The sequence below is a fragment of the Paenibacillus gyeongsangnamensis genome, assembly GCF_027533625.1.
GTDB classification, from domain to species: Bacteria; Bacillota; Bacilli; order Paenibacillales; family NBRC-103111; genus Paenibacillus_G; species Paenibacillus_G gyeongsangnamensis.
Genome location: NZ_JAQAGZ010000014.1, coordinates 85,212 through 107,490, shown reverse-complemented (window position 1 = coordinate 107,490; position 22,279 = coordinate 85,212). Strand labels below are relative to the sequence as shown.

The 22,279-nt window shown below is 50.3% G+C and carries 21 protein-coding genes; all 21 read right to left on the bottom strand.

Annotation, left to right across the window (positions count from 1 at the left end):
• Positions 1 to 6: 6 nt before the first annotated feature.
• The gene (gene argF, locus O9H85_RS21265; RefSeq protein ID WP_269883430.1) at positions 7 to 963 is read right to left on the bottom strand and encodes an ornithine carbamoyltransferase; all 957 of its coding nucleotides are present in this window, start codon (positions 961 to 963) and stop codon (positions 7 to 9) included.
• 79 nt (positions 964 to 1,042) lie between these two features.
• A complete protein-coding gene (locus O9H85_RS21260) occupies positions 1,043 to 2,233 on the bottom strand; it encodes an acetylornithine transaminase (protein WP_269883512.1) in 1,191 nt (396 codons plus the stop codon).
• 57 nt (positions 2,234 to 2,290) lie between these two features.
• On the bottom strand, positions 2,291 to 3,079 hold the full coding sequence (gene argB / locus O9H85_RS21255) for an acetylglutamate kinase (protein ID WP_269883429.1): 789 nt from the start codon (positions 3,077 to 3,079) through the stop codon (positions 2,291 to 2,293).
• Positions 3,080 to 3,356: 277 nt separating this feature from the next.
• Complete coding sequence (gene argJ, locus O9H85_RS21250; protein ID WP_269883428.1) at positions 3,357 to 4,586, bottom strand: bifunctional glutamate N-acetyltransferase/amino-acid acetyltransferase ArgJ; 1,230 nt, start codon at positions 4,584 to 4,586, stop codon at positions 3,357 to 3,359.
• 27 nt (positions 4,587 to 4,613) lie between these two features.
• Entirely contained in the window at positions 4,614 to 5,663 is a 1,050-nt protein-coding gene (gene argC, locus O9H85_RS21245) for an N-acetyl-gamma-glutamyl-phosphate reductase (RefSeq protein ID WP_269883427.1), read from the bottom strand.
• A 185-nt stretch (positions 5,664 to 5,848) separates the two neighbouring features.
• Positions 5,849 to 6,814: a YitT family protein gene (locus tag O9H85_RS21240; RefSeq protein WP_269883426.1), complete on the bottom strand. Its 966-nt coding sequence runs from the start codon at positions 6,812 to 6,814 to the stop codon at positions 5,849 to 5,851.
• Positions 6,815 to 7,056: 242 nt separating this feature from the next.
• A protein-coding gene (gene prfB, locus O9H85_RS21235) for a peptide chain release factor 2 (protein ID WP_269883425.1) occupies positions 7,057 to 8,176 on the bottom strand; the annotation gives its coding sequence in 2 pieces (ribosomal slippage) (positions 7,057 to 8,103 and positions 8,105 to 8,176; 1,119 coding nt in all).
• Between the two features lie 112 nt (positions 8,177 to 8,288).
• Positions 8,289 to 10,793 carry a preprotein translocase subunit SecA gene (gene secA, locus O9H85_RS21230; protein WP_269883424.1) on the bottom strand — a complete coding sequence of 835 codons (2,505 nt, stop codon included), beginning with the start codon at positions 10,791 to 10,793 and terminating at the stop codon, positions 8,289 to 8,291.
• A 208-nt stretch (positions 10,794 to 11,001) separates the two neighbouring features.
• A complete protein-coding gene (hpf, locus tag O9H85_RS21225) occupies positions 11,002 to 11,550 on the bottom strand; it encodes a ribosome hibernation-promoting factor, HPF/YfiA family (RefSeq protein WP_269883423.1) in 549 nt (182 codons plus the stop codon).
• A gap of 230 nt (positions 11,551 to 11,780) precedes the next feature.
• On the bottom strand, positions 11,781 to 11,978 hold the full coding sequence (locus O9H85_RS21220; RefSeq protein WP_144847735.1) for a cold shock domain-containing protein: 198 nt from the start codon (positions 11,976 to 11,978) through the stop codon (positions 11,781 to 11,783).
• 344 nt (positions 11,979 to 12,322) lie between these two features.
• Positions 12,323 to 13,531, bottom strand: a complete 1,209-nt coding sequence (gene pseC, locus O9H85_RS21215; protein WP_269883422.1) for a UDP-4-amino-4,6-dideoxy-N-acetyl-beta-L-altrosamine transaminase — start codon at positions 13,529 to 13,531, stop codon at positions 12,323 to 12,325.
• Between the two features lie 68 nt (positions 13,532 to 13,599).
• On the bottom strand, positions 13,600 to 14,538 hold the full coding sequence (locus O9H85_RS21210) for an NAD-dependent epimerase/dehydratase family protein (RefSeq protein WP_269883421.1): 939 nt from the start codon (positions 14,536 to 14,538) through the stop codon (positions 13,600 to 13,602).
• Between the two features lie 31 nt (positions 14,539 to 14,569).
• Complete coding sequence (pseI, locus tag O9H85_RS21205) at positions 14,570 to 15,631, bottom strand: pseudaminic acid synthase (protein ID WP_269883420.1); 1,062 nt, start codon at positions 15,629 to 15,631, stop codon at positions 14,570 to 14,572.
• A gap of 16 nt (positions 15,632 to 15,647) precedes the next feature.
• Positions 15,648 to 16,196 carry a UDP-4-amino-4,6-dideoxy-N-acetyl-beta-L-altrosamine N-acetyltransferase gene (gene pseH, locus O9H85_RS21200; protein ID WP_269883419.1) on the bottom strand — a complete coding sequence of 183 codons (549 nt, stop codon included), beginning with the start codon at positions 16,194 to 16,196 and terminating at the stop codon, positions 15,648 to 15,650.
• A gap of 33 nt (positions 16,197 to 16,229) precedes the next feature.
• The gene (gene pseG, locus O9H85_RS21195) at positions 16,230 to 17,342 is read right to left on the bottom strand and encodes a UDP-2,4-diacetamido-2,4,6-trideoxy-beta-L-altropyranose hydrolase (protein ID WP_269883417.1); all 1,113 of its coding nucleotides are present in this window, start codon (positions 17,340 to 17,342) and stop codon (positions 16,230 to 16,232) included.
• A gap of 57 nt (positions 17,343 to 17,399) precedes the next feature.
• Positions 17,400 to 17,738: a flagellar protein FlaG gene (locus O9H85_RS21190; RefSeq protein ID WP_269883416.1), complete on the bottom strand. Its 339-nt coding sequence runs from the start codon at positions 17,736 to 17,738 to the stop codon at positions 17,400 to 17,402.
• Between the two features lie 29 nt (positions 17,739 to 17,767).
• The gene (locus O9H85_RS21185; RefSeq protein ID WP_269883415.1) at positions 17,768 to 18,127 is read right to left on the bottom strand and encodes a hypothetical protein; all 360 of its coding nucleotides are present in this window, start codon (positions 18,125 to 18,127) and stop codon (positions 17,768 to 17,770) included.
• Positions 18,128 to 18,136: 9 nt separating this feature from the next.
• Positions 18,137 to 18,517 carry a flagellar export chaperone FliS gene (gene fliS, locus O9H85_RS21180; RefSeq protein WP_269883414.1) on the bottom strand — a complete coding sequence of 127 codons (381 nt, stop codon included), beginning with the start codon at positions 18,515 to 18,517 and terminating at the stop codon, positions 18,137 to 18,139.
• Positions 18,518 to 18,529: 12 nt separating this feature from the next.
• The gene (gene fliD / locus O9H85_RS21175) at positions 18,530 to 20,086 is read right to left on the bottom strand and encodes a flagellar filament capping protein FliD (RefSeq protein WP_269883413.1); all 1,557 of its coding nucleotides are present in this window, start codon (positions 20,084 to 20,086) and stop codon (positions 18,530 to 18,532) included.
• Positions 20,087 to 20,195: 109 nt separating this feature from the next.
• Positions 20,196 to 21,437, bottom strand: a complete 1,242-nt coding sequence (gene fliB, locus O9H85_RS21170; RefSeq protein WP_269883412.1) for a flagellin lysine-N-methylase — start codon at positions 21,435 to 21,437, stop codon at positions 20,196 to 20,198.
• A 108-nt stretch (positions 21,438 to 21,545) separates the two neighbouring features.
• Positions 21,546 to 22,271 (bottom strand): glycosyltransferase family protein, encoded by a 726-nt coding sequence (locus O9H85_RS21165; protein ID WP_269883411.1) that lies wholly within the window; start codon positions 22,269 to 22,271, stop codon positions 21,546 to 21,548.
• Positions 22,272 to 22,279: the final 8 nt, after the last annotated feature.

Genomic DNA, 22,279 nt, shown 5'->3' with positions numbered 1-22,279 from the left:
CTGCCGTTACATGATTGCGGCCATGACCGCTTTTTGCGCGTGGAGACGGTTCTCCGCCTGATCGAAAATGACCGAATTCGGTCCGTCGATGACGCTTTCCGACACTTCTTCTCCCCGGTGCGCCGGCAGGCAGTGCATGAACAGATAATCCTTGTTCGCGTATTTCACGAGCTCGTCGTTCACCTGATAGTGCTGGAACGCCGCTTCCCGCTCCTTCTGCTCCGCCTCGAAGCCCATGCTCGCCCAGACGTCCGTGTACACCACGTCCGCGTCCGCGATGGCTTCCTTCGGATCCTTGCCTACATAGATGGACGCTCCGGTTCGGGACGCCACTTCCTTCGACGACTGGACCACGCTTTCGTCCGGATCATAGCCTTCCGGCGTAGCTACGGCGAAATTCACGCCCAACTTCGCCGCGCCCATCATGAGCGAGTGCACCATGTTGTTGCCGTCACCGATGTATGCGACCTTCAGTCCTTGGAGGCGGCCCTTCTTCTCCAGAATGGTCTGGTAGTCCGCCAGCGCCTGGCAAGGATGCGACAGATCGGTCAATCCGTTGATGACCGGCACCGTTGCGCCACGTGCTAAGTCAATCACGGTGCGGTGTGCAAACGTGCGGATCATGATCCCGTCCAAGTAGCGGGACATGGTTTGCGCGGTATCGTAGATCGATTCACCGCGGCCGATTTGCAGATCGTTCTTGCTGAGGAAAAGCGCATGCCCCCCCAGCTGATACATCCCTACCTCGAATGACACCCGCGTCCGCGTCGACGATTTCTCAAAAATCATGCCGAGCGTCTTGCCCTTCAGCGGCTGAAAAACCTCGCCTGCCTTATTCTTATTCTTCAGTTCAATCGCCAGATCGATCAAGTATCGAATTTCGGCCGGTTCATAATCGACCAACCCGATGAAATCGCGCCCTCTAAGCTCCAGCGCCAAATCCTGCTCTGCTGTACCTGCCATAGATGTCTCTCCTTTCAATGCTTGGCTGTTCTTATATCAACATCATACCCATCTTACTTACCCTTCGAGCGATACCCGCTTACACCGCCGCAGCCGCTTTCTGCTCCAGCACCTGAACGACCGCCGCGAGGCCCCGATCCAGATCCGCCTTGTCGATCACAAGGCTCGGAGCCAATCGGATCACGTTCGGCCCTGCGCTCACAACGAGCACGCCCTGCTGCTGGAGCGTGGCGATCAGCTCGGCGGAAGGTCCCGTCAGCTGAATGCCGATCAGCAGTCCCAGTCCGCGCACATCCTTTACCAGCGAATTGCCCGCCAGCTTCGTCTTCAGCTCGCTTACGGCGTAATCGCCGAGCTCAGCCGCCCGGTCGGACAGTTTCTCGCCGAGGATCGTCTCAAGTGTAGCCAGCCCTGCCGCCGCGGACAAAAAGTTGCCGCCGAACGTCGAGCCGTGGCTGCCTGCCGAGAACGCTTCGCGCAGCTTCTCCTTGCCCAGCATCGCGCCGATCGGAATGCCGCTGCCAAGCGCTTTGGCGAGCGTGAAGATGTCTGGCTCAATGCCGTAATGCTCATACGCGAACAGCTTGCCGGTGCGGCCCACGCCGGTTTGAATCTCGTCGACGATGAGCAGAAGACCGTGCTGCTTGCAGAGCTCGGCCGCCTTTTGCACAAAAGCTTTGTCTGCGGGATTCACGCCGCCCTCGCCCTGCACCATCTCGAGCATAATCGCGCATGTCTTCGGACCGATCGTTTGCTCCAGCGCAGCCGCATCGTTATAAGGCGCATAGACGAAGCCTTCCGGCAGCGGGGCGAAGCCTTCTTTGACCTTATCCTGCCCTGTCGCCGTCAGCGTAGCCAGCGTCCGGCCGTGGAACGACATGTGGAAGGTAATGATCTCGTAACGCTCCGGCTGCCCCAGCACCTTCTGATAATATCTCCGCGCCAGCTTGATCGCCGCTTCGTTCGCTTCCGCGCCGCTGTTACAAAAGAACACCGCATCCGCACAGCTGTTGTCCACGAGGAGCTGCGCCAGCTTCTCCTGGTCCGGAATGTGGAACAGGTTGCTCGTGTGCCACAGCGTATCTACCTGCGCCTTCAGGCGCTCCGTCACCTGCTTCGGGGCGTGCCCGAGGTTCGTTACGGCCAGGCCGCACATCAGATCGAGATATTCCTTGCCGTTCTCATCCCACAGCCGGCTGCCCTCCCCCTTCACGAAAGCCAGAGGATACCTTGCGTAGTTCGGAAACAATGCGTTTTGAGCCTCTCCCATGCCGATCACTCCTTTGTTCAAAATAGGTTGTATCCTTGCTTCAAGCGGATATCCGCTTTACTTCACGATGCGTGTACCGATTGTGCCTTCCTTCAGCGCCTTGCTGAGCACGCCCGGCTCCGAGCCGTTCACGATCACGACCTCGCGTACAGCCCCTTGGATGCACTGAACAGCCGCCTTCACCTTCGGGATCATCCCGCCGTAAATCTCGCCGCTGGCAATCATTTCGTCGATTTCATGCACCGTGACGGAAGGCAGCACCTGCTTCTCGCCGTTCACGGTCTTCAAAATACCCGGCACGTCCGTCACCACGATCATTCGTTCGACCCCGAGGTGCGAAGCTACGGCGCCCGCCGCCGTGTCGGCATTGATGTTGTAGCGTTGTCCGCCGTCCGCGTCGATGCCGACCGGAGCGATGACCGGCATGTAGCCCATGGCGACGATGCCTCGGATCAGCTCCGCGTTCACATGCGTCACATCGCCGACAAGGCCGACCTCCTGCGCGTTCGCCACCGGCTGCGCCTGGATGAGGTGGCCGTCCACGCCGGACAGCCCCAAGGCCTTGGCTCCGGACAGCTGGATTTTGCGGACGATCTCTTTGTTGATCTGCCCCGCCAGCACCATCTCGACGACGTCTAATACCGCTTCATTCGTCTTGCGCAGCCCGTTCACGAACTCCGTCTCGATGCCCAGCTTCTCCAGCGTGCCCGAGATCGCGGGCCCGCCGCCGTGCACGATGACAGGAATGATGCCCTCCGCCTGCAGCTGCTTCAGGTCCTCGAAGAACAGCTCCGGCAGCGCAGCAAGCGTGCTGCCGCCGCATTTCATTACAAAACAGTTGCTCATCCGTACGTTTCCCCTTTGTAATCGACGTTCCCTGCCCCAGACGCTCCTCTAGAAGCTGGTGATTAAGACGCCGCTTCGCGAGCGAATCATTCTTCCGATCGCTGCTCCAGATTGATTCCGCCCACTCCGCTGCTAATTCACCTGACTTCTAGGTCCTCTTGCTTCAATGGACCTGCAGAGATCTCGTTCTAGTCCCTTGTCTCTTCTCTATGTTGTTGATGCTTTGCCTGATCCGTTGGTGCAGCAGCAATGCGTCCAGCTGCTCTCCCGGCTCGCTTTACGTCCGGTAAGCGGCGTTAATGCGCACATAATCGTACGTCAGGTCGCAGCCCCATGCGGTAGCCAACGCCTGGCCCATGTTCAAATGGACGACGATTTGGACGAGCTCGCCCTTCAAATACGCTTCCGCCGCATCTTCGTCGAAGCGAACCGGCCTCGATTGCTCCAGCACGGAAATATCGCCGAGGCGGATGTCGACCGTGTCCACATTCACCGGATACCCGGCACGTCCTACGGCTGCAATGATCCGGCCCCAGTTCGCGTCGGCGCCGAAGCAAGCGGATTTCACGAGGCTCGAACCGATCACCGTCTTCGCGATAGCCCGGGCCGCCTCGCGGGAGTCCGCTCCGTTCACGGACACCTCGATCAGCTTCGTCGCGCCTTCGCCGTCGCGGGCAATCGCCTTCGCGAGGTATTCCCCGACATGACGGAAGCCTGCGGCAAACGCATCCCAGTCCCCGTGCCCCGGCGTCAAGCTTTCGTTCTCCGCCAGGCCGCTCGCCATCACAATGACCATGTCGTTCGTGCTCGTATCGCCGTCGACCGTGATCATGTTGAACGTGGAATCCGTCACCTCGTTCAGCAGCTTCTGCAGCATGGCGCTCTCGATCTTCGCGTCCGTTGTGATGAAACCGAGCATCGTCGCCATGTTCGGATGAATCATCCCCGAGCCTTTGGCCGCACCGGCAATATGCACTGTACGTCCGTCAACCGTGAGGCTTACGCAAATTTCCTTCTTCACCAGGTCCGTCGTCAGAATCGCCTGGCAAAAGTCGTCCCCGCCATCCGCTTTCACTTGGGACGGCAGCTTCTCAATCCCGCCGAGCACCTTCGGCATCGGCAGCAGCTCGCCGATCACGCCGGTCGACGTAACACCGACCAAGTGCTCCGCCAGGCCGAACGCCTTCGCGCAGGCTTCGCGCATCGAACGTGCGTCGTCCTCGCCCTGCTGACCCGTACAAGCGTTCGCGTTGCCGCTGTTCACCAGCATTGCCTGCAGCTTGCCGCCGGCCGCGATGCTCTCCTGCGTCACCTTCAGCGGCGCCGCCTGGAACTGGTTCAGCGTATACACGCCTGCGGCATTCGCCGGCACCTCGCACACAATCACGCCCAGGTCGTGGCGCTGCGTTTTTTTCAGTCCGCAATGCAGGCCTCCCGCCCGGAATCCTTTCGGCGTCGTTACCGAACCTTCCGGCACGACGGCGTATTCGTTCACCTTCGTCGTCATCGTTCTCCCCACCCGTTCCTTTCGCGCTTATGGGTATACCGGGGAGAACGCCAATCCGGTCGCTTCATCCCAGCCCATCATCAGATTCAAATTCTGCACCGCCTGACCGGCCGCGCCCTTCACGACGTTGTCGATAGCCGACAGCACCGTCAAGCGTCCTGTTCGCGGATCCAGCGACAAGCCGATATCGCAGTAATTGGAGCCCCAGACTTCCTTTGTTGCCGGGTATTTCCCTTTATCGCGAATCCGCACGAAGCGGCGGCCTGCATAATAGCTTCGGAACAGCTCGAAAATTTCTTCCTCGGAGTGCTGCTCCTTCAAATTCACGTAGATCGTGGCCAGAATGCCTCTTGTCATCGGCACGAGATGCGTCGTAAACGTGATTGCTGCTTCTTCGCCCGTAAGCCTTGCGAGCGTCTGCTCGATCTCCGGCGTATGCTGATGCTTATTTACTTTATAAGCGTAGAAGTTCTCATTGATTTCCGAATAATGCGTTGTCATACTGAGCCCGCGGCCCGCACCGGATACGCCGGATTTGGCGTCAACGATGATCGATTTCGGATCGATCCAGCCTTTGGCTGCCAGCGGAGCAAGCCCCAGCGTGGTAGCGGTAGGATAACAGCCCGGGTTGGAAATAAAGTTTGCTCCCCGTACCTCGTCCCCGAACACCTCGGACATGCCGTAAACGGCTTTATTCAAATAAGCGGCATCCGCCGGCTTATGCTTATACCACTGTTCATACACTTCGCCCGATTTCAAGCGAAAATCGCCCGAAATGTCGATTACCTTCAGTCCCGCCTCCAGCAGCTTCGGAGATAACTCCGTACTCACGCCATGCGGCGTCGCCAGAAAAACGACATCCGCTTTTTCCTTCAGCAAATCCGCATCCACCGCATCCAGCCGATCGGTTACGATCTGTTTCAAATGCGGGAATCCGTCCGACAACAGCGCCCCCGGATTCGAAGAGGAGACGACGGAGGTTACCGCCACATGGGGATGCATCAGCAAGAGGCGTACCACTTCCGCACCGCTGTAACCCGTCGCTCCGACGATTGCCGCTCTTAACATCGTAGACATATTCCGTTCCTCCCACTTGCAAACTATGTATTATTATACATTCAATAGTATAAAAATTCAATGCATTTTTATCCATCCTGCCGCGGAAAAAAGAGGCTCTCCTCCGTCCATCGTACCCCACAACTTGGCCCGGTGCAACGCCCTTTGTGCCATATGGTTCCAATAAAATTTAGATCCTCATTTCCTTAGCTCGTACCGGACAGCTTAAAGCCCTCGCCGAGCACTTCGTTCGTGTCGCTCAGAATGACGAAAGCATGCGGATCAATCCCCCGCACCAACGTTTTCAGCCGGGTCACTTCCGTCTGACTGACGACGACCATCAGGACGGCCCGCGTTTCGCCTGTATAGCCTCCCTTGGCGTCCAGCCTCGTGAACCCCCGGTCGAGCTCGTACAGGATCGCTTGCCGCAGCGCCGACTCCCGATCGGAGATAATAAAAGCGACCTTCGAATAGCTGAGGCCGAGCTGGACCACGTTGATCGTCTTGCTGGTCACGAACAATCCGATCAGCGCATAGAGCGCTTTCTCCGGCGACAGGACGATCCCCGCAGTCAATATGACCAAACCGTCCAGCATCGCCACGCACAATCCTAGCGCGATGCCGGTGTATTTATGAATCAGCTGCGCCGCCAAGTCGAGCCCGCCCGTTGATCCTCTTCCCCGGAATACGAGCCCGAGGCCAAGCCCTACGAGTATGCCTCCGTAAATACTGGCCAGCAGCAGGTTGTTCGTCAGTGCAGGCAGGTTCTTGGTCAGCAGCACCATCAGCGGCAGAACGACCGAGCCCACGGCGGTCTTCAAGCCGAAATGCCCGCCGAGAAGCCATAGCCCGAGCAGAAACAGCGGAATGTTCAGCGCCCATTGGGTGAGCGCCGGCTCCACGGCAAAAAGCTGCTTTACGATAATACTGATGCCCGATACGCCGCCCGAGGCAACCTGATTGGGGCTCAGAAACATATTGAAGCTGAGCGCGATCATCAGCGAACCCAGGAGCAGCAGCGTATACTCCTTGATCGCAGTCGCAGTGCGGTTGGCTTTCGTCCTCCTCTTTCGACGGTCTCTCCTCCTCCCGTTCTCCCCTCCTGCCTTGCTCCGGCTTCTCCGCAGCTCGCGTGCCTGCTGCCCAGGCTCTTGCCCTTGCTCCGCCTTCATGGCTGTTCCTCCTGCCCCGGAATTTCTTGCATCCACCGGTTAATCACTTCTGTAAGTTATCTGTAGGATGAGCCGCCGTATACCATTTTAACCAGGATAAACGGCTACGCCGTCCTTGTCTTACAAGGACCAGCGCGTTTATCAAGGTTGAAGCGAAGCTGTTAGCCCGCGAAAACTTATAAATTCTTATCAACTCAAATGAAACCGGTTGCTTCGGTCTACAAAAGAAAAAGAGGCTCGACTTAAGCCTCTTTCTCCGGTTTATTGATTTGCAGTCTCAGGTAAGCGTCGATAAAAGCATCCAAATCGCCATCCATGACCGCCCCGATATTGCCGGTTTCTTCCTGTGTCCGATGGTCCTTCACCATGCTGTAAGGATGGAATACGTAGGAGCGGATTTGGCTCCCCCAAGCGATATCGGATACTTCGCCGCGGATCTCCGCCAAATGCTTCTGCTGCTCTTCGATCTTCTTCTCGTAGAGCTTGGAGCGCAGCATCTTGAGACACCGCTCGCGGTTCTTGATCTGCGACCGTTCCGTCTGGCAGCTCACCACGACACCGGTAGGGATATGCGTCATCCGTACCGCCGAGTCCGTCGTATTGATATGCTGACCGCCGGCGCCGCTGGCCCGGTACACGTCGACCTTCAGATCCTCGGTCCGGATCTCGATTTCGCCGTCGTCCTCGATCTCCGGCATGACGTCGCACGAGACGAACGACGTATGGCGGCGGCCCGAAGCATCGAACGGAGAAATCCGCACGAGCCGGTGCACGCCTTTCTCGGCCTTCAAGTAACCGTAAGCATTGAAGCCCTTAATCAGCAGCGTGACGCTCTTCACGCCTGCTTCGTCGCCAGGCAAGTAGTCGAGCACCTCGACCTTGTAGTCCCGCTTCTCCGCCCAGCGGCGGTACATCCGGAGCAGCAGCTCCGCCCAGTCCTGGGATTCCGTACCACCTGCGCCGGGATGAAGCTCGAGAATCGCATTCAGCCTATCGTAAGGCTGATTCAGCAGCAGCTGCAGCTCGAACTCCTCCAGCTTCTTCACGAGCGCAGCGATGCCGGAGGCGATATCTCCGGCCATGCTCTCATCCTGCTCTTCCTGCATGAGCTGCGTCAGCACTTCCAGATCCTCAAATTCCGAGGCCATCCCCTGGAACCGCTCGACTACGCTCTTCACCACGTTGGCTTCGCCGATCAGCTTCTGCGCCCGCTCATTGTCGTCCCAAAAGTCCGGTGCCGACATCTTCTCCTCAAAATCCGCGATCTGCTCCAGCTTGAGATCTAAGTCAAAGAGACCCCCTAAGCTCAGCCAAGCGCTTGGCCGTTTCTTGTAAATCCCGTTTCACATCTGCATCCAACATACGCTACACCTCTATCGGTAATATTATATAAGATACGAAAACATATAATTTCTTATCAACTGAATAAAAGGAGACCGAGGCGACGCCCCGACCTCCCTGTTCTATGAATTGATTATGCGCCGTGGCACTGCTTATACTTCTTGCCGCTGCCGCAAGGGCACAGATCGTTGCGTCCGATTTGATCTCCGCTCGTTACCGGGCGTTTCGGAGCCGGTTCTCCGTTCGTCGCCATCTCATGCTCGTCGGCGACGGCTTCCCGTACCAAGTTCGTTTCTACATGTGCCTTCATGATGTAGGTGGCCACTTCTTCCTGGATGCTCTGGATCATCTCCTGGAACATCTCATAGCCCTCGAATTGGTACTCGCGAAGCGGATCGGTTCCGCCGTAAGCACGCAGATGGATACCTTGGCGAAGCTGATCCATCGCATCGATGTGATCCATCCACTTGCTGTCCACCGCGCGGAGAACGACAACCTTCTCGAATTCGCGCACGAATTCTTCGCCGATCGCTTGCTCGCGCTCCTCGTAGAGACGGAGAACAAGATCGCGGAGGTACTCGACCATTTCTTCCTTCTCTTTGCCCCACAGCTCATCCTTCGTCAGCTGGCCTTCCGTCAACACCGTACCGTTCAGATAGTCCACAATCGCCTGAAGATCCCACTCTTCCGGAACCTGAGCGTCGGAGCAGTGCGCTTCAACGATACGGTCCACGATCGGTAGCATCATGCCGAGCACGACATCGCGAATGTTCTCGGATTCGATTACTTCACGGCGCTGCTTGTAAATGATTTCGCGTTGCTGGTTCATAACGTCGTCATACTGCAGGACGATCTTCCGCACGTCGAAGTTGTTGCCTTCCACGCGCTTCTGCGCCGATTCGATGGCTCTGGAGATCAGCTTGCTCTCGATCGGCTGGTCCTCCTCGAAGCCGAGGCGGTCCATCATGCCCATGATGTTCTCCGCACCGAAGCGTTTCATCAGCTCGTCTTCGAGCGACAGATAGAACTGCGACGAGCCCGGGTCGCCCTGACGGCCTGCGCGTCCGCGCAGCTGGTTGTCGATCCGGCGGCTCTCGTGACGCTCCGTACCTATAATATGCAGTCCGCCGAGATCGGCTACTCCGTCGCCCAGCATGATGTCCGTACCGCGTCCGGCCATGTTCGTGGCGATCGTTACGGCGCCGTGCTGACCTGCGCGGGAGACGATTTCCGCCTCTTCCGCATGGTATTTGGCGTTAAGCACCTTATGCGGCACGCCCTTCTTCTTCAGCATCTCCGACAATATCTCGGAGTTCTCGATGGACACCGTGCCTACAAGCACCGGCTGGCCTTTCTTATGCCGTTCCACGATTTCATTGACTGCCGCACGGAACTTGCTGGCCACCGATTTATAGACGACATCCGGCACATCCTGACGGATCATCGGCTTGTTCGTCGGCACGACAATGACTTCGAGACCGTAAATTTTCTTCAATTCCTCTTCTTCCGTCTTCGCCGTACCGGTCATCCCGGCCAGCTTGCGGTACATCCGGAAGTAGTTCTGCAGCGTGATGGTCGCGAGCGTCATCGACTCGTTCTGCACCTGCAGCTTTTCTTTCGCCTCGATCGCCTGGTGCAAACCTTCGCTGTAGCGGCGGCCGACCATCAGGCGGCCCGTAAATTCGTCGACGATAATGATTTCATCTTCCTGTACGACGTAATCCACATCCCGGCGCATAATGACGTGCGCCTTCAAAGCTTGGGTAATATGATGGTTCAGCGTTACATTCTCATGATCGAATAAGTTCTCGATGCCAAAGGCCTTTTCCGCCTTCTCTACACCGGCTTCCGTCAGCACCACCGACTTCATCTTCTCGTCGATCACATAATCTTCCTCGGCCTGCAGCCGGCTGACGAAATGATCCGCCATATAATACAAATCGGTCGACTTCGCCGCTTGTCCGGAAATAATGAGCGGCGTCCGCGCTTCGTCGACGAGGATGGAATCCACTTCGTCGATGACGGCATAGTACAGCGGCCGCTGCACCATTTGCTCTTTGTAAACGACCATGTTGTCGCGCAAATAATCGAAGCCGAATTCGTTGTTCGTGCCGTAAGTGATATCGCAAGCATAAGCTTGCTGCTTCAGCTCATGGGAGAGCTGCGCCAGGTTAACGCCGACGGTCATGCCGAGGAATTCATAAATCTTCGACATCTCCGCGCTGTCACGCTGAGCCAGGTAATCGTTGACCGTGACCAAATGCACGCCTTTGCCCGCGAGGGCGTTCAAATAAACCGGCAACGTTCCGACGAGCGTCTTCCCTTCCCCGGTTCTCATCTCCGCGATATTGCCCTCGTGGAGCACCATGCCCCCGATCAGCTGTACATCATAATGACGTTTGCCCAGCACACGCTTGGAAGCTTCGCGCACAACGCCGAATGCTTCCGGCAGCAGGTCGTCCAGCGTCTCCCCGTGCTCCAAACGCTGTCTGAATTCTCCCGTCTTGGCCTTGAGGCCTTCATCGGAAAACGTGCTATATTGTTCTTCGAGCGAGTTAATATACTCGACGGTTTTCCACATGCGCTTCAGTTCGCGTTCATTCGAATCGCCAAAAATCTTCCTTACGAGACCTAGCATGCTGCTATTCCCCTTCCTATATCGAACGGTATGTCCTAACCTAAATTGTAACAGTTTGCGGCACTTACCGCAACAAACGACTGTATTTCCCATCTCAGGGCAGACTATGCAAAAAAGAGCCTGCCTGCTCCAAGCGCCTTCATCGTTTAAACGATGCATTCGCACGTTGGGTTGCAGACAAGCTCGGTTTTTCATTTGTTAAATTTGATTAAAGGGCAGGCTCGATTAATCCATACTTCCCGTCATTGCGTTTATAGACCACGTTTACTTGTGACGTATCCATATTCGCGAAGACGAAGAAGTTATGTCCTACCATATTCATTTGGAGGATCGCTTCCTCCACATCCATCGGCTTCAGCATGAACTGCTTCGTCCTTACCAGCTCGAAGTCCTCATCCTCCTCCTGCATGACTGATGCGCTCGGCTCGTACCGGAAATAATCCTTAATCCCGCCCTCCTGGCGGATCTTGCGGTTAGCCTTCGTCTTGGCTTTGCGGATCTGCCGTTCCAGCTTGTCTACCACCAGATCCGCCGACGCATACATGTCCGTATGCTTCTCCTCCGCGCGGAGCATGAAGCTCGGCAGCGGGATCGTCACCTCGACGGTTTGCATACCTTTGGCAACGCTTAATGTTACGTTTACTTCAGATGTAGGGGGAGCTTCGAAATACCGTTCCAATCTGCTCAGTTTCTTTTCCACATGATCCTTAAGCGCCTCGGTAACAGGAATATTCTCGCCTCGAATGTTAAATTTCATTGTGCAACTCCTCCTTTCATACCTACAGTATACTATATTCACCACAGGCCTTTAAAAATCCTTCATATTTCTTCGACAATTTTCAAAATATTTTGAAAATTTAGCGAACTTTGCAGGTGCAACAAAAAACACCCCGGGAGACGCATCTCCCAGGGTGTTATTCCGCTTGTTCTTCGCGCTAATTTGCTCAAACAATAACCATCTATCGGAGGCCGTTGCCGGCCGGATGATTACAACTTGATTACGTTAGCTGCTTGAGGACCGCGAGCGCCTTCTACGATGTCAAACTCTACGGATTGACCTTCTTCCAGCGTTTTGAAGCCTTCAGATTGGATCGCGGAGAAGTGAACGAATACGTCGCCTCCGTCTTCGCGCTCGATGAAACCGTAACCTTTTTCTGCGTTAAACCATTTAACTTTACCTTGCATGAAGAACATTCCCTTCGTTATCAAATAACTGTAGCCTAACGGCTAACAACTCGACTATAACACTCCCCGCTCCTCTGTGTCAATCAATGGAAACCGATGTTAGCAAAATATTTTGAAAATTCGCGTATTAACACGGGGTTAATAATTTATTCACAGCCAAAAAGCCCGTCCTGTCGCGATTTTTCGACATTTTTTGCAGAGTTATCAACAGAGTTATACACATTGTCCACAGGGGTGTGTGATTACACTTTTCCGCTTCCGTTGGCAAAAAAGAGGACACTCAGGCTTCCTTGAATGTCCTCTTGATAGTAAAATTTGCTGCATTGGATGAAGGCCCCAGCTGCTTATTTGGAGTAGTAACCCACCACTTTATCCACAGCATGGATGACATCCCGAATATCCGAGTCTGTCATGGCAGGGAATAGCGGGAGTGTAATAATTCCCTCATATAACTTTTCTGCAACCGGTGCAATTCCTTTTTCATAACCGAGCTTGCGGTAATACGGATTATAATGAACGGGTACATAGTGCACGTTAACCCCGATATTTTCTTTTCGCAGCGCCTCGAAAATTTCTTTTCGCCCCACCGCCAGCGACTTTAAATCCAGTTGAATGATATATAAATGCCAACTGGACTCGCGATCCTCACTTTGATACGGCGTGATGACCGCCCGGATATGGCGGAAAGCTTCCGAATATTGCCTCGCAATTTGTCTTCTTCTGTCGACGAAAGAGTCGAGCTTGCTCAGCTGTGAGAGGCCTAATGCAGCTTGGATGTCCGTGATCCGGTAATTATATCCTAAATCCTGCATTTCGTAATACCATTCACCCTCGTTTTGCCGCTCCAACAGCTCTTTATTGCGGGTAATGCCGTGGCTTCGGAATAAGAGCAGCTTTTCGTAGTACTCTTCCGAGTCTGTGACAATAACTCCGCCTTCTCCTGTGGTCACATGCTTCACCGGGTGAAAGCTGAACATCGTCATATCTGCGATGGAGCCGACTTTACGGTCTTTGTAGACTGCGCCTAGAGAATGTGCTGCATCTTCAATGACAACGAGGTTTCGTTCCCGGGCAATCTCCATAATATCATCCATGTCGGCAGGCTGCCCTGTAAAATCAACCGGTATGATCGCTTTGGTTTTTGGTGAAATTAAATCCCCGATCTTCGAGCAGTCGATGTTGTAGGTATCCGGGCGAATATCGGCAAAAACCACCTGGCCGCCGCAATAACGAACGCAATTTGCGCTGGCAGCGAAGGTCATGGGCGTTGTAATGACTTCATCCCCTTCACTGACTCCCGCCGCATAGCAAGCCCCGTGAAGCGCCGCAGTTCCATTGGAAAAAGCCACCGCGTATTTCGCTCCCGCATAACGGGCTACCGCTTCTTCAAACTCTTTAATTCTGGGACCTTGCGTCAAAAAAGGAGATTGCAGCGTCTCTACCACCGCTTCAATATCTGCCTGATCCACACACTGCCTGCCATAAGGCAGCATCGTTTCGCGAACCGGCTCCCCCTCCAGGATGGCCAGCTGTAAGCTGCTCGGTTTAACCATGGTGATGACCTCCATTTTTTAAAAAACAGGCTGAAATGCACCTTATGCCCGCATTTCAGCCTTTATTTTTATAGGATAGTTTTGATCCATTCTTCGGTTTGCTGCAATCCGTCCTCAAGCGATGTCTTCGGCTCCCATCCGAGCAATTGTTTTGCTTTGGAAGAGTTGCAAAGCAGCTTCTGGATCTCGCTCTGCGGATGAATATGCTCTACATGCTTGATTCGGCTTTCATCCCCTACGACCAGCTTGGCCAATTCGTTAATGGATATATCCCTTCCGAGGCCTGCATTCACAATATGTCCGTCTACTTTATCGGAGTAGCCGGCTTCTACGACGAACCTGGCGCAATCATCGACGTACAGCAGATCTCGAGTCTGTGTTCCTTCGCCGTAAATGTTCAGCGTTTCGCCGGTCAGTTTTTTCTTAATGAAGATAGCGACAACGCCACCTTCGCCGCCAAACTTTTGATAAGGACCATACGTGTTGAACGGGCGGACAACCACCGCAGGCAGGTCATAGGCGTAATAATAAGACAATACCATATTCTCCGCGGCGATTTTGGCTCCTGCATAAGGAGAAGCCGGCTTAATCGGATGCGTCTCGGAGATTCCTGTTTCATCCAGGCACCGATCATAGACCATGCAAGTGCTCATAAATACGATCTTCACTTGATGCTTGCGGCACTGCTCCAACACGAAGAAAGTACCTAATGTATCGTTATTAAATGTAGTCCGGGGATCATCGATGCTGTCTTGAACATTGATGCTTGCGCCCAGATGGTAGCAAATGTCGAAGCCGTTGTCGAATAATTGATTTAATGTATCTTCATTCTTAATATCGCCATGAACGAACTGCCGGAACCCTTGATGCGACTTAAACTCCGCAATATTCGTTTCTTCTCCATTGGATAAATCGTCAAGAATCCAAACTTGATGTCCGTCATCCAGCAATCGTTTGACGACCCAACGTCCGATAAATCCGGCGCCGCCTGTGACCAATACTTTCATTAATAATCTCCCTTTCTGCGTACGAGGACGATCAGTCCAATATAAGGTCTAATGTAACGGCAGTCCCCCGAGGAACATCCTTCTTAACCTGCTTCCCCATAAGCAAGTCCAAGTATTTCGGCGGAAGTCCGAATCCGGGCCGAATGACTCGTAAGTTGTCTGCGGTAAAGGTTTCACCGGCCTTCATATCTTTTACAACATAGAGGGAACGCCGGAATTGCAACGATTTTTTTTCGGACTCTCCCGCCCCATAAGCGATAGCGCCCAGTCCTTGCCATGCGCGTTCCGTTTCCTGAACAAGCCGGCTCATTTCTTCAGGCTCCAATGAAAAAGCCGAATCCACTCCGCCGTCTGCACGGGACAAAGTAAAATGCTTCTCAATCACCGTCGCGCCTAAGGCTACGCTCGCCACGGCGACGCCAACTCCTAGCGTATGGTCGGATAGACCTACTTGAACGTCAAACAGCTGCTGCAAGTGCGGAATTGTTCGAATATTGGAATTTTCCGGCGTAGCCGGGTAAGAGCTTGTACATTTTAAAAGCACTAGATCCTTGCAACCAGCGGCACGCACAGTTTTTACAAGCTCGTCCAGTTCGGCAATACTCGCCATGCCTGTCGAAACGATCATAGGTTTTCCAGTGGCGGCCACTTTGCGAAGCAGCGGTAAATCCGTATTTTCAAAGGAAGCGATCTTGTAGCAGGCTACACCCAAAGATTCCAGGAAGTCCACGGCTGTTTCATCGAATGGGGTACTGAAGCCGATCATCCCCAGCTCTTGGCATCGGTCAAAAATGGCCTTATGCCACTCCCACGGGGTATGGGCTTCCTCGTACAAATTGTACAACGATTGCCCCTTCCACAAGCTTTTATCATCATTGATGAAAAAATCGGGTTGATCCGATTCGATCGTCATCGTATCCGCCGTATAGGTTTGAATCTTCAAAGCATGAGCACCGGCCCAGGCTGCCGCTTCCACGATTTCAAGGGCCCGTTCGAGGGACTGGTTATGATTTCCCGACATCTCTGCGATAATAAAAGGAGGATGGTCCGGCCCGATCTTCCGGTTGCCTATCAAGAATTCATGCTTTTGCATGCTGCACCTCAGCCTCTTAATTGAATAATTCCGTTAAACGTTCTTTTATCCCGTTCCACTGTTCAGAGAAACAGGCGAAAAGTACAATATCTTCATAATGACCGTTTTTAAAAGCGTGCTTGGATAAATAACCTTCCTGGGTAAATCCAAGCCTTTTGTGAAATTTCAGGCTGGCTTCATTGAAAGCGAACACTTCTGCACATACTTTACGGATGGTTAAGTTCTCAAAAGCGACCATCAGCCCAAGAATCCCTAAGGCTGTTCCGCTTCCGCGAGGCACATCGGTTTCACCGAGATAAAATCCCCATTCACACGTATGATGCTTGGCGTTAATTTCAGTAAAATTCACTACCCCGATCGGCCTTTGGTGAAGTTCTACTATGAAATACTTCATTTGCATGTTTTCTTGCAATCGGTTAAACCAAGCACAGTGATTCTCCCACGTGATGATCTCATCAGAATACATATTCTTTCGAATGCGGTCTGAATTTCTCCATCGCAAAACCGTTGCCAAATCCGCTTCCGTCATCTCTCGAATGGTGTATTCGCCCAATTGTTGTTGCACGTTGAGTCCCTCATGATTCAGTGTTTTACGTGATTACTTCTGTCTCTGCGAGCCATAAATAGCTTCTACTACACCAGCAGCACTGTCGGATGGCTGTTTTTCCATTAAATCCATGCTTGCGGCACTCATTCTTGTTAGTAATTGTGGATTGGACAACATATGCTTAATAGCATCAGCTATGGTAATAGGAGTAATATTACGATAATGTCCTAAATATAAAACAGCTCCAGCTTTAGCAACGGCTTCCGTAACTTCCATTTGATTATCAGCTGTTGTAATGGTTATTGCCGGTAGTCCTAATACACATCTTTCCCAAGTTGTGGAACCTCCGGCTCCTATGGACAGATCAGCTTGAGTCATCAGTTTCGCAATATAATTGATTTGGCAGTAGTAGTTTACGTTCGGCAGCTTTGAACAGAGAATTTCAATATGTTCTCTGTTGACATTTGAATTGCCTACAACAACATCGAACGTTATGTATTTTTCGTCCAGCAACGTTATGGCTTGCAAAGCCTTTTCCGTTTCATTGGTCGGGTCGCTGCCGCCGAAAAAAACAAGAACTCTTTGAATCGCTTGATCTCTAATCTTCGCCTGCTTTTGAGCCGCTCTGAATTCTTCGCGCAGTAAAGCGTATCGAGGTCCCAATAATTGGAGGCAACGATCAGGCACTAACTCTTTGTATCGTTCATCCATATGTTCATACAGGTTCTGATCGAGCAAAATATCGCAGTCATGCCCACGATTGGCCAAGTCATCTATAACCATTATTTTATCTACATGCTGCCGAATCCGCTGTTCCCATTTTATATCGATTGCATAATGGTCAACAATCATCAAATCCATTGGAACATGAGTTTTGCGCAGGGCGGATAATGTTTGCTCGACGTCGAGCTCCCAAGATACACCTAACCACTGCTCGTATGAACTTTTTTTATCGTTCGTCTCATTCGGTTGCAAGGGTGGGGATAGTCGATGAACAATAAATCCCTGCTGTTCTATGTGATTACACAGGTGCCCCGGATGCTCGCGGCTAATAAACTGAACGAAAGCACCCTTCTGTCGCAATTTGTTGGCAAGAGTTAAGCATCTCATCACATGACCGGTTCCAATTTGAATAGATGCATCTGCCCGAATGACTACTTGCACTTCATCAAACCCTTTCTAAAAAGCAGAGAAAAGAAAAACCCCGTCTAACCGGGGTCTTTATATTTTTTTGTCGACGATTATACCCAGTTTCTCATATAAATTCGCTACCATATCCATGACCTTTTTAGAAGGAATCTCTCTAACCACTTCATTCGTTTTGTCATCGACGACCTGAACGTAATATTCGTTAAGCTTGTCATGCAGGACGAAATGCAGATGCGAACTGTTGGACTCCAGCCATTTATTGAGATGACCGAGCTCCTTGTTAATTTCATTCTTGGTGTACGTTCTCTCTTGTTGGATATCACCGCTCGGATTTTCCTGTGGGCCGGGTACTTTCTTCTCACCCGATTGTTCCCTAATCGTGGAATGTTCATTAACCGATTGGATCTCCATTTTATCCCCCTTTTGTTGTTTATAAATTACTATCTCTTTTTATCCAGAAACGCTCCGTAAGGCATTTGTCGTAAATAGGAATCGTATTGTTTGGAAACCGTTCGTGCATTTTGCGATTCCGTTATTTTTTTTTCTAAGTCTTTTAAAGCGGCTTCTATCAAATTCCTCAATTTCATTTCCCTCTCCTGCCATTTATCGTATAAAGACTGATAAATCGATATATCGGAGATATCTTGAAGAATTTTCCGAAGCTCTGCTAGAATCGATTCACGCTCTGCGAACAAATGATCAATTACTTGGATATCGAATTGCTTTGAGGATTCGAGTGTCCGCAGCATATCCTCTGTTTTTCCGGTTAAGTCATGAAAGAGGTCCTCCACTTTTATCATGAGTGCCTCCTACTGCTTTTGGCTGCGAGCAAGAACCATCGCTTGTTTCCATGTATCACGAAACTCTACGAAGAACCCTTCAACCTCTTCCAAAATAGCAACATCTTTTGAGATGTTAGCTTCAATAAGTCTTCTTTTCATGTAGTCATATAAAGCAAGTAGTTGTTCGGAAATCGGATATTTCCGGTCTAGTGTAATAATCAGTTCATCGACAATATCTTGCACACGGGTATTATAATGATGAGCTAGGCTCAAATCCTTAGACTCGATAGCTTGTTTCGTACGTTTTATGAATGTAATGGCCCCATTGTAAAGCATGAGTGTAAGACTTTCGGGCGGAGCAGTCTCTGCTTGATTTTGTTTATAACTGTTAGCTGATGATTGAATCATAGGGTCCTCCCGTTATTTTGACTGGAAAAGGCCTGAAAGATACGAACTTTGGGAGTTCATCTGATTTAAGGAAGTCTGCAAGCTGGCGAACTGACTGTAAAGTTGCTGCTCGTAGTCGTTCAAAGTGGAGTTCAATTGGCTGATATTATTCGCGTAATCATCAATTTGCTGATTTAAATAGCTTTTGTAAGGTACGGTTTGCGTCTTTTGTGTCAGTCCATTAACCATATTTTTAGCATTTTCGTACAAACGAGTACCAATACCTGCATCCGTCCATGTTGTCAAATTGCCGTTAGCATTACGAGCGCCATCCTTTGTAAATAGAGCTACCACTTGGTCAGGTGCATTCGTCAGCGCTGCGCGCAATTTGGTCTCATCAATGTAGATTTTACCGTTTTCTTGATAAGCAAGGTAGCTGCTAGAACCGTTAGAAGGTGCGGTAGTTATTCCAATATCCGCTAATGAACTAATTTGACCTGCGGCAATTCCTGAAACCGGGTTTGAAAGATTAAGACGCATGCTATCCAACCCGGAGCTTAGGATGTCATCACCCGCTAACAGACCAGATTGGGCCTTCGCATTCCAAAGAGTAATATCCGAATCTTTCATATTTGCCTTCTGGGCATCCGTAAGCGGCGGATAATCGCGATACTTGGGTTCGGTCAACTTGCTGTTCGTATTTGCAATAAATGTATTGTATTTGTCAAAGACACCTTTGATCGTCGAAACGATGGAGTCCACATCTAGAGTGTTGGTGCCACTAACCGTATAAGGACCACCGGAAGTGGCAGGGTCGGCCAACAGCGTAAAGTTTATGTTATTCAACGTAAAAGAGTTAGAACTTACGGTTACATTTCCTGTACCGTTCAAATTGACTATAGCGTCTTGTCCATTGGTTACAGCGGCTGTACTAGAAGGGTTAGGAGTAGTTGTATCCGAGATATTCAGTTTGCCAAGTAAAGTGTTGCCAGTAGTATCAGTTATTTTTAGTGCATTTCCCGCTGAACCCGTTGCGGCATTGACAATCGTTAACTTGTCGGAAAGCTGATCATACACCGCCTTGACACCAGTCGTCGAAGTTACCGCGTTAATTTTGGAGACAACTTGGCTGATATTATCGGTGGCTAAAATATTTACATTGGTTGCCGTACCTACACTTCCCGTTATCGTAAGCGTGCCGGCGGCATTAAGAGCCTGCGTCGGATTTGAAGAGAGCCCCAACGCACCACTGCTGGTGATAGAAGCGGACTTTGCAATCTGAGTTACTGCTAGGCTAAAATTCCCTGTAAATGCATTAGTCGTTGGCGTAACCTGTACTTTGGCCGCATCGGTTGCCGACATAGACGCTTTTTGTGCCATAAAGGTAGACTGAAGGGTTAATTTTTGTGCTTCATTCATAAAGGCCGACACATCGGTATTCATACTGCGATATGCGTCTCGCTGCCACGACAGATATGTCATTTTCTGTGTCATTTGATCAATCGGAATACGTTTAGCTTGCATCATTTGACTTACAAGGGAATCGATATCAAGTCCTGAAGAACCTAATCCATTAATTCGAATCGTCATTACGATCACCTCTCCATGTGATATTGGTTTACTCTTTATATCGGCACAAAACCCAAGTTTTATTTGCTATTTCTTTATAGTTTCATATAAATATGGTTCACCAAAGAAATTAATTTTTAATTAATAATGCCATATACGCCATTGAATTAACACCGCTACTGTGTAAAAGTTCAATGATCTGTTTCAAATATAGAGGGTTATGTTCAATAGTCTTAGAATAGGATTGAATCAGCTTTATCACATGCTCCGAACTAAATTGAACTTTATAAAAACCGGCCATTCCAATCAAATGCAATTTAATCATAGAGTAATGCACAATCAAGATCATATACTCATCGAATATTTTATTGCCTCGAGAAATAGGAATTAAGTTTTTATAAACATAATTGACTAAATAATGTTCCAAGATGTATTCATGCTCTTTCATGAAAGGCAGGTAATATTTTTCATGAGCTTCTTGATAATGAACTGAAATTTCTTCAATTTCTCTTTCATCAGAAAATTGTATTCCTTGCAGCGTTTCCGAGAAGCATTCCAAATAACGCTGGCTAGTAATGGACTGTTGAAAACGTTGTTCAGCTATTTCTTGGATTAATTTCAACTGAAACGTATTTTTTGTTGGCAAGTCATTTAAAGTTGATTTAAATGAATCTTCAGAAAAGATAGATTTATATAAGGAGATCAATTGCGGAATATCGCTAACCAGACCTTTATTCACATATTCGTCCAATTTTTGATAAAACATCCCAAGGGCAATTAATCTCTCCCACATTTGAAAATTACGGTTTTGTAAAACATCTATAGTAAATGAGCGTAGATCCCAAAAATATTTTATTATTTGATCAGTGGCATCCACTTTTGTGGATATTTGACTCATCATTTGATTACGAACGGTGATTGACTCTTCCAATAGATCAAATTCCATTTTATTAGGATTTAGCAAAGCAAGCCGCGCTATCTCAGGACAAGACATAGATGCAGATTTCTCAAGTACGTCGTCAACAAATTGCAAAGTCCTCGGATAGGTGGCACAGATGTTGGCAAGGTAATCCTCCCCTAATTTCAACTGAATTTTACATAACTTTTGTTCCGACAAAAACGGACAATTATGATTTGAATCCATTTCAATTCCTGCATAATTCTCTGAAGTTGCGTCCGAACGTGTCCGTTTAACTTTATTATTTATCATTGAGGATAATTCTTTATCACGTATCTTGCTGTATTTCTTATACGTCGCTTTATCAATATCAACTCGCCAACCCGAACAGCAACTATCTTCACAATCCGAACCGATGCAAGAAAATTTATTCAAATATTGTGGAATAAGAACATTGATTTTTGTTGTAATCAAAGATAGGACATCTCCTCTAAACTGCTGGCTATAATGTTTATAAGGCGATTTCAGCGTATTGAGCGTTGGGCGAGTCTATATATAAAATAGCGACAAGATTAGATTGTACTATTTTTTTTGTTCGATATGGGAATTAATCGATAGCCAGCTTGGATTTGCTTGCATAACGGCCGCTGCTTCCTTCCATGAAAACAATCGTCCAGGTTGGTATAACGCTTCATAAATTCGCCGAATTAACTCCCAATCCTCCGGTGTATCAAGGGTCCAGCGGTATTCGGGAATATCCTCCCTGCTTACTATTGAACGGCAGCGAAAACGTTCGGGGTTGTTGTAAATATATGGGGTTACATGTTCACGGTCATGAGTACTGCTAGTTTCGCGATGAGCCGTTTCTATCGACGCAAACGAAAAAACTTCCGTATCCAACCCGCGCGGATAGGTTCGTTCCAAAGTGTTGCTTATATAATCGTATTTCCCATCTTCCAAATACTCTCGGATCACAAGCGAGGAGACTTCCGGTTCGATTAGCGGACAATCTGAGGTAATCCGGATTACATGATCAGCTTGCAACTGTAAAGCAGCTTCATAATACCGGGATAAAACATCCGACTCGCTGCCGCGGCTAACCATGACACCCAGACGTTTGGCTTCTTCCACGATCGGATCGTCCTGGCTACCGCGCGTTGTAGCAACCACGATTTCCTGCACATTTTGAAAAGCCTGCGTCCTTTCAATGACGTGTGCAAGTACCGTTTTATCGATCAACGTTTTTAAAACTTTTCCCGGGAGTCTGGTTGATCCCATTCTTGCCTGAATAATGACTACGCTTTTCATGAAATGTC